This is a genomic window from Amycolatopsis sp. lyj-346, from assembly GCF_046548975.1.
Taxonomy (GTDB): Bacteria; Actinomycetota; Actinomycetes; order Mycobacteriales; family Pseudonocardiaceae; genus Amycolatopsis.
The window spans coordinates 433,503-449,206 of sequence record NZ_JAJPWT010000002.1; the positions used below are offsets into that span (position 1 = coordinate 433,503).

Annotated in this window: 9 protein-coding genes; all 9 read right to left on the reverse strand. The window is 73.2% G+C overall.

Going from position 1 to position 15,704, the window contains the following annotated elements; all coding sequences use genetic code 11:
- Positions 1–4: 4 nt before the first annotated feature.
- On the reverse strand, positions 5–532 hold the full coding sequence (locus tag ACLJQE_RS08310) for a hypothetical protein (RefSeq protein ID WP_410638554.1): 528 nt from the start codon (positions 530–532) through the stop codon (positions 5–7).
- Between the two features lie 52 nt (positions 533–584).
- A complete protein-coding gene (locus ACLJQE_RS08315) occupies positions 585–3,596 on the reverse strand; it encodes a hypothetical protein (protein WP_410638555.1) in 3,012 nt (1,003 codons plus the stop codon).
- Position 3,597: 1 nt separating this feature from the next.
- Positions 3,598–4,632, reverse strand: a complete 1,035-nt coding sequence (locus tag ACLJQE_RS08320; RefSeq protein ID WP_410638556.1) for a hypothetical protein — start codon at positions 4,630–4,632, stop codon at positions 3,598–3,600.
- On the reverse strand, positions 4,629–5,933 hold the full coding sequence (locus ACLJQE_RS08325) for a hypothetical protein (RefSeq protein WP_410638557.1): 1,305 nt from the start codon (positions 5,931–5,933) through the stop codon (positions 4,629–4,631). Before ACLJQE_RS08325 ends, ACLJQE_RS08320 begins: the two co-directional genes overlap by 4 nt.
- A 186-nt stretch (positions 5,934–6,119) precedes the next feature.
- The gene (locus ACLJQE_RS08330; RefSeq protein WP_410638558.1) at positions 6,120–7,445 is read right to left on the reverse strand and encodes a PHB depolymerase family esterase; all 1,326 of its coding nucleotides are present in this window, start codon (positions 7,443–7,445) and stop codon (positions 6,120–6,122) included.
- Entirely contained in the window at positions 7,442–10,315 is a 2,874-nt protein-coding gene (locus ACLJQE_RS08335) for a ricin-type beta-trefoil lectin domain protein (protein ID WP_410638559.1), read from the reverse strand. The genes ACLJQE_RS08330 and ACLJQE_RS08335 overlap by 4 nt, the downstream gene beginning before the upstream one ends.
- Before the next feature lie 39 nt (positions 10,316–10,354).
- Positions 10,355–11,527, reverse strand: coding sequence for a ThuA domain-containing protein (locus ACLJQE_RS08340; RefSeq protein ID WP_410638560.1), 1,173 nt, complete (start codon positions 11,525–11,527; stop codon positions 10,355–10,357).
- Positions 11,528–11,747: 220 nt separating this feature from the next.
- Positions 11,748–14,045, reverse strand: a complete 2,298-nt coding sequence (locus ACLJQE_RS08345) for a hypothetical protein (protein ID WP_410638561.1) — start codon at positions 14,043–14,045, stop codon at positions 11,748–11,750.
- A 166-nt stretch (positions 14,046–14,211) separates the two neighbouring features.
- Positions 14,212–15,654: a non-reducing end alpha-L-arabinofuranosidase family hydrolase gene (locus ACLJQE_RS08350; protein WP_410638562.1), complete on the reverse strand. Its 1,443-nt coding sequence runs from the start codon at positions 15,652–15,654 to the stop codon at positions 14,212–14,214.
- Between the last annotated feature and the right edge of the window lie 50 nt (positions 15,655–15,704).

Here is a 15,704-nt window from a genome sequence, read left to right on the forward strand (position 1 = left end):
CCCCCTAGGCGATCGGGCCGAACACGGCGACCTTCGCCGGGTCGGCCGGGTCGAGGCGGGCGTCGTGGCGGGTGCCGGGCGCGTACTGCTGGATGGTCGCCTGCGGGGTGATCAGCGGGGTGACCGTCCGGTAGGTGGTGCCGTCGGCGCGGGTGACCTCGAGCGTCGCGGTGTAGCGGGCCTGCCCGGCGACCGTCCGGCCGGTCGGCTCCAGGGCCCGGACGACCAGGGTGGCCGGCTCGCCGGTGTCGTACAGGCGCCGCAGTTCGGTGCCGTAGGCCTGCAGTTCCTGCTGCTGGCGCAGCTGTTCCTCCATCGGCAGCGCCAGGTACGCGGCCATGTCGGGGTCGGCGTTGAGGTTCCGGAACGCCTGGGCGGCCAGCTGCGGCGTCGGCAGCTGCGGGGTGATGTCGTACCCCTGGGCCGCGGCCGCCCGCCGGAACTGCTCCGCGTGCTGCTGGAACTCCTGCGCGCCGCGGGCCGCGCCCTGCTGGGTCGCCTCGTTGACCTTGTCGCGGATCTTCTTGAACATCGGCCCTGCCCTTCGCTGTGCGGTGTGCTCACAGCTTCGGCGGGACACGCTGCTACCGAACCCGGGTTTGCCCGTCGTCGGAGGCGTCGAGGCAGGTCAGGGCCGCCCAGAAGACCGGCGAGCGGGCCGGCTCGGGCCGCTCCCGCCATCGGGCGAGCCGGGTCCGCTGCCACGCGCACAGCTCGGTGACCGGGTCGTCGCCGTCGAGGGCGGTGTCGACGGCGATCAGCAGTTCGGCCATCGGGTCCGCGCCGGGTACCGCGGCCGACGTCGGCAGCGCCCACACCGTCGCGGCGACCAGCCGGGCCCCGGCCGCGACCGCGGCGAGCAGCACGCCGAACGGCTCGGGCAGGCCGAAGTCGCCCGCGCTGGCGCAGCCGATCAGCGCCACCCTGGCCGGCATGGTGTCCACTTCGGACAGGGCGAGGTCGGCGGCGGTGAACGGCCGGTGCGCCCCGATCGGCTCGGCCGTGCCGGGCAGCTCGGCCGGGCAGGACAGGTGCAGCGCGGTCTGCGCGCCGTGTTCGTCGCGGACGCGGCTGACGTGCCCGGCGAACACCAGCCGCGAACACGGCTCGGCCAGCAGCCGGGCGAGCAGCCGCCGGTCGGTGTCGGTGCGGCGGACCAGGTCGAGGCCCCGTGCGGCGGCCGGGCGGACCGGGCCGGCGGCGAGCCGCGCGTCGAGGTGGCGGATCAGCGGCGACGCCGCGTCCTGCTTGCCGAGCACGGAGCCCAGCTCCCCGAAGGCGCTCTGCCCGGGGATCCGCGGGTCGAGGAAGTACACCGGCGGGCCGTCGGGGGCCGGCGGGCGGCGCGGGATCCCGGCCGGGGCGAGCAGGGAGACGTCGGCGATGTCGAGGACGCGGTCGTCGCCGTCGAAGCAGGTGCTTTCCGCGCCGGGTTCGAGCGCGTGGTCCGGCCGCCGGTCGGGCAGGGCCAGCAGGCCCCACGGCACCGCGGCGAGGCTCGGTGACGGCTGCACGCGCAGCAGCGGGCGCCGTCCGCCGTCGGCGGCCTCCCGCAGCCGCGCGACGAGGTCGGCGGGCAGCAGGTTGAGGGCGAGGATCCGGGCCAGCCGTCGTTCGCCGTCGAGCGTGCCGAAGGCCGCGAGCGACCGCTGGACGGCGCCGGCGACGCTCTCGCCTTCGCGCGGCGTCGGCGAGGCGTCGGCCAGGAACTCCCGGGCCGTCGCGACCAGGGCGGCGTCGACCGGGTGGGTGTGGACGGTGTCGAGGTCGCCGGTGGTCCGCCAGCTGAGGTAGGTGTGCCCGGCGTCGGCGTAGCGCAGGAGGAACGTCTCGCGGCCGGGATCGGCGGCGGGCCACGTCGCCACCGTTTCGGTGGCCGGGCGGGGCAGGCCGTACCGCTCGGCGGCGACCTCGAGCCAGCGGTCGAGCTCCATGGGCGAGCCGGGAGACCAGCGCAGGGCGGGCGGCGGCGCGAGCCGCAGCGGGAGCGACGCCGTGACGGTGCCCAGTGCGGCCAGCGGCAGCCCGGCGGCGGGCGGCGCCACCGGGTGGGCGGGGACCGAGCCGGTCAGGTCGAGCGCGGGTGCCCCGGCTCCGGTGTAGGCCCCGACCGCGCAGGTCCGCTCGATCAGTTCGGCGGCCAGCCGCGGCTCCTGCAGCCGGGCCAGTACCGCCATCAGCAGTTCGGTCGCCGGGCCCGCGACGTCACGCGCCCAGACCGTGCGCGCCTGCGGCGACGCGAACTCGAACCGGTAGTCCGCCGCCGCCAGCGCCACCGGGAGGAGCAGGTCCAGCACCGCCCGCAGGTCTTCGCCGCGGGCGAAGCCGATCGTGGCCGCCACGAAGTCCGTGTGCAGGCGCTCGGTCCACTCCCCGGCCGCCCGCGCCGACTCCCGCGCGCGGGTCACGTGCTCTTCCGCCGTCGCCCAGTCGCCCTCGGCCGCGGCGCAGCGGGCCAGCGCGACGTCGAGCCGGCGCCGGCCCGGGGTGTCCCCGTTGGCCGTCCAGAGCTTGCCCGCGTGCTCGAACTGGTCGCGGGCCTGCCGGGGGTCGCCCGCGAGCAGCAGCAGCGTGCCGAGCGCGTGGCTCGCGTCCGCCACGTCGCCGGTCGCGCCCGCCGCCGCGAGTTCGTCGCGGGCGGTGACGATCGCCGCGACCGCGCCCGGGAGGTCGCCGCCCAGCGCGCGGTCCGCGGCCAGGTCGATGGCGAACTTCGCGGCCGCCGGCCGGCCTTCGTGCCCGGCGCCGAGCCGGAACAGGTCCGCCCGCGCGCCGGCGTCCTCGCCGCCGGCCTGGCGGAGCCGGGCGCGTTCGGCGAGCGCCATCGCCCGCAGCCCCGCCACCTGGGCATCGGCCCCGTCGACGCCCGCCAGGGCCGTGAGGATCTCGTCGATCTCGGCCAGTGCGCCTGCCGGGTCCCCGGCGGTCACCCGCACGCGCGCCTCGAGGATGCGCAGCTCCAGTTCGTCGGTGCCGTGCGGGTCGAGCAGGTCGGGCGGGTACTGCCCCGGCCCGGCCGCCTTCCGCTGGGCCGCCCGGCGGCGCTGCCCCGCGATCAGCTCGCGGGCGCGCGGCACGTCACCCTCCTCAGTGGACAGAGAGACGAGCACGCGCTCGGCGACCTCGCGGGACCCCTCGATCGTCCGCAGTTCGGCGTACTGTCCGAAGTGGACGGCCGCGGCCGCGCTCACGCGGAAGGCGGCCACCACGGCTTCGGCGCACTGCCGGGCGTTGCGCAGGTCTCCCGCCGAATAGCAGACGGTGGCCAGATCGCTGACGGCGGCCAGTTCGAGGTCGGTCCGGTCGAGCTGGCGCGCGAGCTGCCGCATCCGGCCGTAGGCCCGGTGCGCGCCCGCGATGTCCCGTGCCGCGGCGAGCCGCTTGGCCTTTTCCTGGATCTGGACGGCTTTCACGAGCAGCCGCCGGTACCCGGCTTCGGTGAGCGAACACGCGGGCAGTTCACCGTACGGCGCCGGGTCGAGGCCGAAGTGCACCGCGACGCACCGGCAGTTGTAGCCGTGCGAACTCGCGCCGGCCAGTTCCGCCGGGAGCGGCCGGTCCGGCGGGGTGTGCGGCGGCGGCAGGCCGACGAGCACGTCAGAACTCCTCTTCCGCCGACGCGGCCGCCGCGCGCTCGGCCAGTGTCCTGGCCTCCGGCGGCAGTGCCGCGCGCGCCCGCACGAGCGACACCACTTCGGCGCGGTCTTCCCGCGTGGTCCCGGTGCCGCCGTCGGCCGTCACGCCCACGACGATGCCGATGGGGGCGGCCACGGCGCGCCGGGCCGCGGCTTCGGCCAGGTCGGCCGCGCCGGCGAACCAGCCGGCTCCCAGGTGCAGGGGGACCTCCGCGAACACCTCACCGTCGTGGGTCGCGAACGCGGTGAGCGCCGCGTCGGCGAACGCCCCCGCGACTTCGACCTCCAGCCGGGCGCCCGTCTGCGGCGTGACGATCCGCCAGGCCACCGTGTTCTCCGCGGCGTCGAGGATGCCCGGTGGCACCCGCGCCCAGTCGACGCTCGCCCGGCCCCCGGCCACGACCCCCGCCGCGGGCGCCGCCGAACCGGCCCCCGCGGCCAGGGCGTACTCCCGCTGCCCCGGCGACGCGGCGGCGGCCGGCGCGGCCGCGGCTTCGGCGCGCACGACGTCGTCCCGGTCGTCGAACCACGCCGACAACCGCCGGCACAGGCCGCGCACCTCCCCGGCGACGGCCGTCGCCGCGACCCCCTCGGCGGCGGCGTCGAACAGCTCCGCCGGGGTGGCCTCGAAGCCGTCGAGCATGCCTTCGGCCACGGTTTCGACCGCTGCCGTGGCGACGGCGGCTTCCAGGTCCAGCAGCGCGGGGTCCAGTGACGGCACGCCGAGCGCCGGGCTCGCGGGCCACCACCGGCGGGCCCACAGCAGCAGCGCGAGCGCGGCCGGTTCCGGCCGGGCCGGAACGTCCACGTGCCCGGCTTCGAGGGCCGCCAGCGCGCGCTCCGCGCCGACCAGCCGCGTCAGCCACGGTTCCGCGGCCGCCGCGTCCGTGAGTTCGACGCGCATCGACCCTGGCTCGCCGGCGAGCAGGTCGGCCAGTGCGAACCGGAGGAGGGCGCCGTCCGCGGCGAGGACCGGCGTGTGCACCGGGTGCGTCACGACACGGCCTCCAGGTCCGGCAGGCGGGCCACGAGCGCACGGCGCACCTTCGTCCGCAGGTCCAGCGAGGTCGACCGGACGACGCCGGTGACGAGGTCCCGGACGTCCGCGGCGCCGTCCGGGACCTCGCCGCGGACGTCGAAGCCGTGCAGCCGGATCCACAGCCTGCCGAGGAACTGCTTGGCGAATTCGCGCAGCTCACGCACGAGTTCGGCGTCGGGTCGCGGGGTGAGCGGTGTGGCGCCGGCCAGTGCCCGCCGGGCGTGCAGCACGTAGCCCTCGCGCGCGACCTGGGCGTTGAGCTGCCGCGCGAACGCGGGCCCGCCGGCCGCGGCGCCGTCGAGGGGCCGGAGTGCGGGGGCGAGGACGACGCCGAGCGCGAAGCAGGCGGCCAAGGCGGGCAGCTCGAGCCCGAACCCGGCGGCGACCCGGGCGAGCTCGTCGTCGACGAGACCGGCGACCGGCCCCCGCTCGTCGGCCGGAAGCCGGCGCAGGGTGGCGCGCACGCGGCGTTCGACGCTGCGGTCGAGGATTTCGGGGCCGGTTTCGTCCTGCCGTCGCAGCGGCGGGACTGTGGCGCGGGCCCCGCGCTGCAGGCCGAGTCCCGGCAGCCCGGGGACGGCCTCGGCGAGGACACCGGCCCCCTCGAGGTGGCGGAGGGCGAGCCCGAAGGCGTGCCCGGCGGCGGACTCGGCGAGCGCCAGCCACGCGGCGTCGGTGAGCTGGTCGACGAACTCGCCGAGCAGCGCCACGGCGTCCTCCGGCGCCAGGCCGGCGTCGGAATTCCCGTGCCAGCGCCGGTGCAGTTCCGCGGTCAGGTCCGCCGCCACGCGAGGATCGGCCAGGTACGCGCTCAGCCGGGCAACGCCGGCTTCGCCGTCTTCGCCGTGCAGCTCGCGCAACGCCGCCGCGGCCGTCTCCGGCGCATCCGGACCCGGCATGCCGAACCCCGTCGCCAGCTCGTAGGCCAAGGGGAAGCAGACGTCCTGGACATCGCCGGCCGTGATGCGCAGGACCCGGCGCTGCCGCTTCAGGTGCGTGAACCACGCGGCCGTCGCCCGCAGCCGCGGCGCGTCGGCCAGCAGCACCCCGGTCAGCTCGGCCGCCGCGGCCGGCTCCAGCACCGGACGCCCCAGCCGCGGCCGCGCCGCCGTGCGGACCACCAGCGGATCGATGATCTTCTTGACGGTCCGCGTCAGCGGGCCGCCATCACCCGAGGAGAGCACGTCCACGCCGGGAATCCGCGCCCACGCCGCGGCGAGGACGGCGGAGCGCAGCCGCGGTTCGCCCGATCCGGTCAACGGTCACTCTCCCCCTCGCTCCCCCGCACCTTACCGAGGACGGCGCCAGAGGCAGGTAGGCCCGGCGGGGAGACCGCCGGGATCCAGGGGACGGCCTCCGGACTCACCGGCCCGGGCGGCTCGACCACCACGCACGACGCCGACACGAGCCACGCGTACGTCCTGCCGTACTGATCCCGCGCCGGGTCAGTTCCGGGTCCACTGCTGGGTGGTTCCGTGGGTGCAGGTTCCCAGACGCACGGGGGTGCCGTTCACGGTCGCGCCCGCGAGTTCCAGGCAGAGACCCGACTGCGTCGCGGTGACGCTGCCGTCGGAGCCGACCCGCCACTTCTGGTTGGCTCCGCCGTGGCACGCCCAGGTGATCGCGGCCGTGCCGGGGGCGGTCCCGCCGCCCTCGGCGTCCAGGCAGCGCAGCGTGCCGCCGGAGTAGACGGTCAGCTCACCGGCCGCGGTCGCCCTCCACGTCTGGTTCGAGCCGCCGTGGCAGTCCCAGACCTGCATTCGCGTGCCCTGGGTGGTCGACTGGCCCGGCACGTCCAGGCACCGGCCCGCGGCCACGGAGCGCACCGGGCCGCCGGTGGTCGCGCTCCCGCCGCGGTCGAGGCCGAGGAAGGAGATGGCGTACGCGAGCATCCCCGCCTGTGGCAGGGTGTGCCCGGTACTCGCGATGGTGATGCCTTCGACGGTGGCCTGGGTGCCGGTGTCGCCGTAGCGGTTGCGGGTCCACGACGACTGCGGGTGGTCGGTGAACGACGGCGTCTGGCTCAGCCCGCGCAGCGTGGTCCACTGCTTGATCTCTTCGCCGTGGTTCGGGTACGCCAGGGTGGTGTCCTGGTTCCCGTGCCACAGCTGCATCCGCGGGTAGGCGCCGGCATAGCCGGGGTACATGGCGCGGGCCTGGTCGGCCCACTGCTGCGCGGACTTGACGACGTTGCCGCCGGCGCACTGGCTGTTCCAGAGGGAGCCGTCGGTGGTGGCGAAGCACCCGGCGGGCACGCCGGAGAACGCGGCACCGGCGGAGAAGACGTCCGGATACTGCGCGGCCAGGACGTTGGTCATCATGGCACCCGAAGAGAAGCCGCTGACCACGATCCGGCCCGGGTCCACGTCGTAGTGCTGGCGGGTCCACGCCACCATCGCCATGATGCCGGTGGTGTCGCTGCCGCCGTCACGGGTCAGGCCCGCTTTCGTGGAGACGTCGAAGCAGTGGCCGTCCCGGGTCGCCTCGGGGACGACGACGAGGTAGCCGTAGCGGTCGGCGGCCGTCGCGTAGTCGTGCCCGTTGCCGTTGAAGATCGCGCCGGCCGAACCACTGCAGTAGTGCACCAGCACGAGCAGGGCCGGTTTGGGCGCCACGTTGTCCGGCACGTACAGGTACATGCCGAGATTGGTCGGGTTGGCGCCGAAGCCGGTGACGCGGGTCAACGCGGCGGCCTCGGCCGGGCGAGCCGTCAGGACCACCCCGGCGACGGCGAGGGGCAGCAGGAGGAGGAACGCGAGCAGGCGTTTCACCGCAGGCTCCACTGCTGGTTGGCCTGGCCACCGCAGGACCAGAGGATGATCTTCGTACCGTTGGCCGTGCCCTGCGCGTTCGCGTCGACGCACAACCCCGACTGGACGCCGGTGATCGTGCCGTTCGCGTTGACGTTCCACTGCTGGTTCACCTGGTTGTGGCAGTCCCAGATGATCACCGGGGTGCCGTTGGCCGTGCCCTGGCCGGACGCGTCCAGGCACTTGTTCCCGTAGACCATCAGCTGCTTGCCGCTGGTGTAGGTCCACTGCTGGTTCGCGGCCTGGCCGGCGCAGTCCCGCAGCTGCACCTGGGTCCCGTTGGCGGTCGACGAGTTCGGCACCTCCACGCACCGGCCGGAGGGCTTTCCGACGATCTGCTTGCCCGACGACGGGGTGCCGGGCTGGCCGACGCCGGCGCCGGTGAAGTGGACCCAGTTGACGTTGAACAGGAAGGCGGCGCCGCTCTGGCCGGCGGGGTTGCGGGCCACGAAGTAGAGCTTCCCGGTGCCGGCGGGCGGGCTCGGCAGGTTGACCGTGAACTCCTGCCAGTTCTGCCAGCCGCCGGTGCCGGTGATCGGCACCGAAGTGACCAGGGCACCGTCCGGCGCGTTGCGGCGCACCTCGAGCGTGCCGCCGGAGCCGCCCGAGGACGCCCGGACGTGCAGACCGGTGATGTTGTCGAGCGCGAGCGGGTCGTAGGACCACCAGTCGCCGTCCTGGACGAACGCCGCGCTGCTGCCGCCGCCCATCGGATCCGTCGCGGCTTCCACGGTGACGCCCGCGGTGTCGGTGCCCTTCCCGTCCGCGGTGCGGCCGGTGGCGCTGAAGAACTCGGCCTGCTTCATCTTGGGCTGCAGCACCACCTGGGCGCGCCCGGTGACCGGGCCGGCTCCCCCGGATCCGCCCTTGTCGGTGTAGGACGCTTCGACGACGTAGAAGAGGTTGTCGTTTTCGTTGTGCCCGGAGGAAAGGGTGGTCTGCACCCGCGCGGTGCACCCGTGGTACTGATCGAGCGGGTGCCCGTGCGCGTCGTGTCCGAGGTAGGCCTGGACGGTCACCTGCGAGCAGTCGATCGTCCCGTCCTCCGGGTCGCTGACCGTGACGGCGACGTTCACCGCGTCGCCCCACTCGAACAGCCCGCCGGTCGGTGGCGTCGTGATGGTGAGCGTCGGTGCGGTGTTGCCCGAGGTGACCGCGACGCTCGCGGTCCCGGTGGCACCGGCCGTGTTGGTCACGGTCAGCACCGCGGTGTAGTTGCCGGCCGCGTAGGTGTGGCTGGGGTTCGCCGCGGTGGAGGTGGTGCCGTCCCCGAAGTCCCAGCTGTACCGCAACGTGGACCCGCCCGGGTCGGCCGAGCCGGCGCTGGAGAAGTTCACGGTGAGCGGGGCGGGCCCGCTGGTGCGGTCCGCGGTGGCCTTCGCGACCGGCGCGGCCGAGCCACCGCCGAGGTAGTCGACCCGGACGATGGCCGCGTCGCTGTTGCCGCCGCCGTAGCCGGTGCCCCACTCGATGACGTAGAGCGCGCCGTCCGGGCCGAACTCGAAGTCCATCGGCCGGTTGAACTTCATCGACGGCAGCAGCGGGTCGATCGAGGTGACGTTCGAGCCGCCGCTGTCGAGCTGGAAGGTGAACATCGCGCTGGTGTTCCACTCGGCGAAGACCGCGCGGCCGTCGAAGTCCACCGGCCACTTGCGCGCCGACGCGAGGCCGGGATCGAACCGGTAGACCGGCCCGGCCATCGGCGCCCCGCCGGACAGCTGCGGGAAGTGCGCCGGGTCCGCCTGGTAGTGGTAGTACACCTGCGCCGGGATGGCCGGCGGCAGCTTCGTCAGCCCGGTGTTGTTGGGCGAGCTGTTGGTCGGACCGCCGGCGCAGTCGAACTTCGCGCCGGACGCACCGGTGGCGAAGTTGTACTGGTTGTAGGGCAGGTTCGGGCCGATGCAGAACGGCCAACCGGCGTTGCCCGGCCTGCTGACGACGTCCCATTCCACGGTGTTCTGAGGCCCGCGGTTCGGGTTGGCCGCCCCGGCGTCCGGGCCGTAGTTGGCGACCAGGGGGTAGCCGGTCTTCGGGTCGAGGCCGATCCGGAACGGGTTGCGCTCACCCATCATGTAGATCTCCGGGCGCGTGCCGGCCGTGCCGGACGGGAACAGGTTGCCCGACGGGATCGTGTAGGTCCCGTTGGCTTCCGGGTGGATCCGCAGGAGCTTCCCGGACAGGCTGTTGGTGTTGCCCGCGGTGCGCTGGGCGTCCCAGCTCGCGCGCCCGGAGCGCTGGTCGAGCGGGCTGTAGCCGTCCGAGGCGAACGGGTTGGTGTTGTCACCCAGCGCCAGCCACAGGTTGCCGTTCTTCTTGTCGATGACCAGGCCCGCGCCGTGGTGGCAGCATTCGGCGCGCTGCACCGGCACGTCCAGCACGACCTTCTCGGTCGACTGGTCGATGGTGTCGCCGTTGACGGTGAACCGGCTCAGGCGGTCGACGTTGCCGGCGTTGTTCGGCGAGTAGTAGACGTACACCCACTGGTTCGTGGCGAACCCCGGGTCCAGCGCGATGTTCAGGCCGCCGGACTCGTTGGCCGTGAAGACGTTCAGGTGCGTCGAGAGGACCGCGGTACCGTTGGGCTTGACGACCTTCACGTCACCGAGCCGGTCGATGTAGAACACCCGCCCGTCCGGCGCCACGTCCAGCGCCATCGGGTTGGACGTCTCGTTGTGCAGCGTGACCTTCTGGAACTTCGAGTCCGGCGGCAGCGCCGCCGCGGCGGCCGGGACGGCCGCGTTCACGGGGGTCGTGAGCACCGGGATCAGGGCGGCGGCCAGGACACCGGCCACCGCCAGCGCGCCGCGGCGCAGCGCGGAAAATCCGGACATGACGGGTCTCCTCGGGGCAGCCGGGGTGGTGCGGACGGTTCAGCGCAGGGTCCACTGCTGGTTGGCCTGCCCACCGCACGACCACAGGATGATCTTCGTGCCGTTGGCCGTGCCGCGCCCGGACGCGTCCAGGCACAGGTTCGACTGGACACCGGTGATCGTGTTCGCGTTCACGTTCCACTGCTGGTTGGGCTGGCCGGTGCAGTCCCAGATGATCACCGGCGTGCCGTTGGCCGTGCCGCGCCCGGAAGCGTCCAGGCACTTGTTCCCGTACACCGTCAGCTGCTTGCCCGCGGTGTGGGTCCAGCTCTGGTTCGCCTGCCCGGCCACGCAGTCCCGCAGCTGCACCTGCGTGCCGTTCGCCGTCGAGGCGTTCGGCACCTCCACGCACCGGCCCGACTGCGCGCCCACGATCTGCTTGCCCGTCGGCGGGGGTGTCGTGGTGACCGAGCAGTCGGCGGGGACCGCCCCGGCCGCGGTCCGGATCCCACCCAGCAGCAGGCGCAGGAAGTTCGGTTCGCTGAAGCTCTCGACGGTGTGGCCCATGCCGGTGTACCAGGAGCGGCCGCCGTCGAAGTCGTGGCACCACGTGGTGGGGTGGTCCGCGCCCATCGTGGCGCCCGAGTAGCTGGATTCGTCCACAGTGGTCAGGACGTGGACAGCCGACCGCGGGTTCGCCCGGAAGTCGTACCACTCGTCGAACCGGGTGTACTGCGCGGGCAGCCCCTGCGTGGACGGGTGGACCTGGTCCTCCACCTTCACGAGTGCGTTCTGCTGCGCGGGGTGCTGCTTGAAGTAGGCACCGACGAGCTGGCCGTACCAGGCCCAGTCGTACCCGCTGTCGGAGGCCGCGTGGACGCCGGCGAACCCGTGGCCGCCCTGGATGTACCGCCGGAAGGCGTCCTTCTTGGCCTGCGTGCCCACCGGGTCGCCGGTCGTGGACAGGAAGATCACGGCGGCGTAGGGAGCCAGGCCGGCGTCGGTGAACACCGAGTCGTCTTCGGTGGCGTCGACCGCGAAGTCGTTCTGCTGGCCCAGTTGCCGGATCGCGGCGATCCCGGCCGGGATGGAGTCGTGCCGGAAGCCGGTGGTCTTGGAGAAGACCAGGACCTTGAAAGCCGCTGCGGGCGCGGCGGACACGGGTGTCGCGACCCCCAGCAGCACCACGGCGAGAAGAATGGCCGCGCGCAGAGTACGAGACAGCGTTGTCACGGGGTACTCCTCTTCGGGAGTGCAAGGAGCGCGCGAGGTGCGCGCTGTGAAGTCGCCCGGTCACCGGCCGGGTAAAGCCACCATAAGGTCGCCGGGCGGCAACGTCAAAGAACCGTGAAACTTACTCAGCCGCAACGGATCGCGCGCGCGGCGAGTTTCCTGATCAGTCCACAAAGGAGCAACGGCGGACGCGCCGGGTGCACCGGCCGGTGCACGATCATCAGGGCACGAGGACCGGCGGGCTGAGTGTCACGGCCGCGGAGCCGGGCGGCCCGACCGTGACGCCCGCGCGGTAGGTCCGGGTGATGCCGCCGCGGGTGACGCGGATGTCGTACACCGCCGATTTGAGGAACTTCTCGATCAGGCCCTGGTCGAGCGCCAGCCGGGTGAGGATCTTCTTGTCGCCGCTGGTGAGCATGCCGCGGATGAACGGCGACAGTTCGTCGCCGTCGAAGGTGGTGTACGCCACCTTGAAGTCGACGTCGGCGCCCGACTTGAACTCCCGGCGCATGAAGCCCTCGATGTGGTTGTTGGCGAACTGGTTCGCCCGCTCCGGCGCCAGGAAGATCGGGTACCCCTCGCGCCCGAGCCCCGGTCCGTGGAGGTGGTAGCGGATGTAGTCGACCAGGCCGTACTTGCTGCCCAGGTGCAGCAGCGACTCGTCACCGCCCCTGGCGAGCGCGGCGGCCACCCGGCTCCAGTCGAGGGTGCGGCTGATCGTCTTGACGCGAGACGCCATCTGGGAAAGCACGAGCATTCCCTGCACCCGGTTGCGGGCGATCGCCGAAAGGCCGAGGGTGCCGAGGTCCAGAATCAGGTCCAGCTGCGCAGCGCCGCGCTGCCCGGCCCGCCCCGCCGGCATCAGCGCCGGCCACTTGGTGCCGCGCAGTGCCGAGCCGGCCCGGCCCGCGGTCCGCGCGATCCCGGACGCGGCGGCGGACACGTAGGGCAGCGCGCTCGTGATGAGCGTGAACACCATCGCGGCGCGCTTCGCGTCGGCCTGCTCGCGCGCCGCCTGCGCCGCGTCCTTGCTCGCCATCCGGGCGGCGGCCGCCGCGCCCAGCACGTCCGCCCGCTTGTCCGCCGCGGCCGAGTCGGCGTAGGCGCTGCCCGCCGCGGCCACGTCCATCACCGCGAGGAACGCGCCGGCGGCGGGGGCGGCCGGAGTCAGCAGCGCCAGCATCGCGACCACGTTCGCCACCGCGAGCCCCAGTTCGGCCTGGGCCTTCGCCTTCTCCGCCTCGGTGATCTTCTTGTGGTACTGGTCCACGAAGTACTTCACGCCCGCGGTGGACCAGTCCCGCCTGCCGTTCTCGCCGCCCAGCAACCGGCTGATCGACGGGCCGAGGATCTTCCAGTCCACTTTGCCCGGTGTGCCGAGCATGGTCAGGAACGTCTTCGCGTCGGTCGCGTTCTGCTTCGCGGTACGGATGATCGCGTCGGTCGCGACGGCCTCGGACTGGCCGGACAGCGCGCTGACGGACTTCAGCTCGTGCCGCTGGTGCAACACGGCGAGGTTGGCGTCCTCGGCCAGCATCGCCGCCATCAGCTCCTTGAACATCGCCGCGTTCTCGAGGCACTGCCGGTGGACGTCGCGCAGCACGCCCAGCGCGGCGTCGTCGATCTCCCCGCCCCGCTTGCGTTCGGACTCGGCATCGAGGTCCGGGGCGAACAGCACCGGCGAAAGCTGCTCGCCCGGCGGCCCCGCGTCGGTGCGGGCGGCGTCCCCGCCACCGGGGCCGGGCAGCAGCGTGGGTGCCGGCGCGGCCGGCGGCCCGGGCGGGGCGAGCAGGCTGATGCCGGTGCGGCGCACCCCCACCTGCGCCCCACGCAGGATCTCCGGCCAGTTCTCGAGGAAGTCGACCACCGTTGCCGCGTCGACCAGGCTGCCCGCGTCGGCCAGCGGCTTCGGGGTGGTGCTCCGGCTCACCAGGTTCTCCTTGTCCTCGACCCCCTCCGGGCCGCTGTGCTCGGCCGGCATCTTGGACTGGTTCTCCTTGGCCTTGTCCTCCTTGGCTTGCTGCAGCTCCTGGGCGAGGTTCTCGAGGCGGATGACCTGCGAGCCGAGCGTGGACTGCGACAGCGACACGGTGTCGGCCGCGAGCGCGGACAGCAGCGGACGAGCGGCCGCGACCGGGTCGATCTTCTCCTTGGTGACCGACCGGTCCCACAGGTCCTTGTACGCCGGATCCGCGATGGCCTCGGGCAGCTGCAGCCCGAGCTGCGCCCAGAGCCGCTCCAGCGTGCTGTTGAACGGGACCATGCTGTCCAGTTCCTTCTTGATCGGCGCGGCCTGGCTGGTGTCGACCTGCCGGGACACCGGCAGCACGCCGGGTCCCGCCGCACCGGGGCGGCGCAGGAACCGGCCGACCGCCTGGTTCCCGGCGAGCCGCTGCAGCCGCAGCAGTCCCCCGCCGCCGGATCCGGGGGCGGGCGCGTCGCGGTGCGGGCCTGCCGGGTGGGGCTGCGGGCAGGCCCGGGTGACCGGTGCGGAGGTCCCCTCCACGCGCTCCGACATGGCTCGAAGGTACGTCCGCGGTCTCCGTTGTGCCCAGGCCGGTGGCCGTCGTTTCGGGCAGCTCGGGCTGCCCCGGAAGGCAGCCGGGCGGGTGGCGACCCCGGCGTGGAACGACGAGGAGCCCCAGCCGTCCACCGGCTGGGGCTCCTCGTCGTGCTGGGTGTGGCTAGCGCTGCAGGGTCAGCACGCCCGGCCGCCACGGGAGCCGGTTGTACTCACCGCCGGCCGCCGGGTCCTTGCCCTGGTAGAGGAACTGGAGGTTGCAGGGGTCGATGGTCTTGGTCTGGTCGGGGTTGGTGCGCACGATGTCGCCGTGGCTGATGTCGTTGGTCCAGGTGGCACCGCTGTTGGCCTTGCCCGCGAAGGGCCGGCTTTCGCTGGCCGCCTGCGGGGTCCACGAACCGCTGAGGCTGTTCGAGGTGAACGACCGGAAGTAGCGCCCGCCCGAGCCCATCGCCTCGACGATCATCAGGTACTGGTTCTGGCCCTGGACCTTGTAGACCTCGACGCCCTCGAAGAGGTTGGCCTTCGTGTCGCTCATGATCGTCGTGTAGTTCGACCCGAAGTTGCCCGGGAAGTTCCCGATCGGCATGCTGGCCCGGTAGATCTTGCCGTTGTCACCGGCGAAGAACAGGTACATGTTCGAGCCGTCGGCGATCAGGGTCTGGTCGATCGGTCCGGTGTCGGAGCCGGAGATGCTGCCCGTGAACAGCGGCTGCGGCGCGGACCACCCGTTGGGGTTGGTGGGGTCGCTCGACGTGCGGTAGATGAACGGCCAGGCACCCCACTGGTAGGCCAGCACCCAGATGTTCTTCGGCGCGAAGTAGAACAGCGTCGGGGCGACGGTGCCGGAGTTCATCCCGTTCTGGGCGGCCGAGGCCATGTCGGACCAGTTCGTGAAGGTGCCGAAAGCCATCGAGCCGTACTGCGCGGACGAGTTGACCGTGGACCCGTAGACGAGGTGCTTGCCGTTGTACACGACGTTCGTGAAGTCCTTGAGCGCCAGCCACCCGTTCTTCGGCTGCGCCAGCACCCCCGACGACGACCAGCGGTAGGTCGACGGCAGCGTGCAGCCGTTGCCCCCGGTCGTCGTGGTGGTGGTCGTGGGCGTGGTCGACAGGCCCGTCCACTTCTGGTTGGTGCCGCCGTGGCACGTCCAGAGCGCCACCGCGGTGCCGTTGGCCGTGCCGGCGCCGGTGACGTCCAGGCAGAGCCCGGACTGCACCCCGGCCACCGAGCCGTCGGCGTTCACCCGCCACTGCTGGTTGGCCCCGCCGTGACAGGTCCAGATCTGCACCCGGGTGCCGGCGGTGGCGCTGCCGGGTACGTCCAGGCACTTGCCGCCGAAGACCGTCAGCTGACCGCTGTTGGTCGACGTCCACTGCTGGCCCGCACCGCCCGAGCAGTCGTAGATCTGCAGCAGGGCACCGTCGGCCTGGCTGGAGTTCGCCACGTCCAGGCACCGGCCCGAACCCACCCCGCGCAGGGCGCCGGTGACGTCGGCCTGCGCGGCGTTGGCGCCGAACAACGCCGTCACCGCGACCGTCGCCCCGGCGGCGAGCACGGCGATCAAGTGCCGGCTTCTGCGGCTGATATTTCCTCTGTTCATGACGACCTTCTCCCGGTCAGCTACCCGCCGTTGGACGGCCAGATCGGTGT

Bases quoted from the DNA above. Each gene is read 5' to 3' on its own strand.
- ACLJQE_RS08310 (WP_410638554.1), bottom strand. From the start codon at position 532: ATGTTCAAGAAGATCCGCGACAAGGTCAACGAGGCGACCCAGCAGGGC.
- ACLJQE_RS08335 (WP_410638559.1), bottom strand. From the start codon at position 10,315: ATGTCCGGATTTTCCGCGCTGCGCCGCGGCGCGCTGGCGGTGGCCGGT.
- ACLJQE_RS08345 (WP_410638561.1), bottom strand. From the start codon at position 14,045: ATGTCGGAGCGCGTGGAGGGGACCTCCGCACCGGTCACCCGGGCCTGC.
- ACLJQE_RS08350 (WP_410638562.1), bottom strand. From the start codon at position 15,654: ATGAACAGAGGAAATATCAGCCGCAGAAGCCGGCACTTGATCGCCGTG.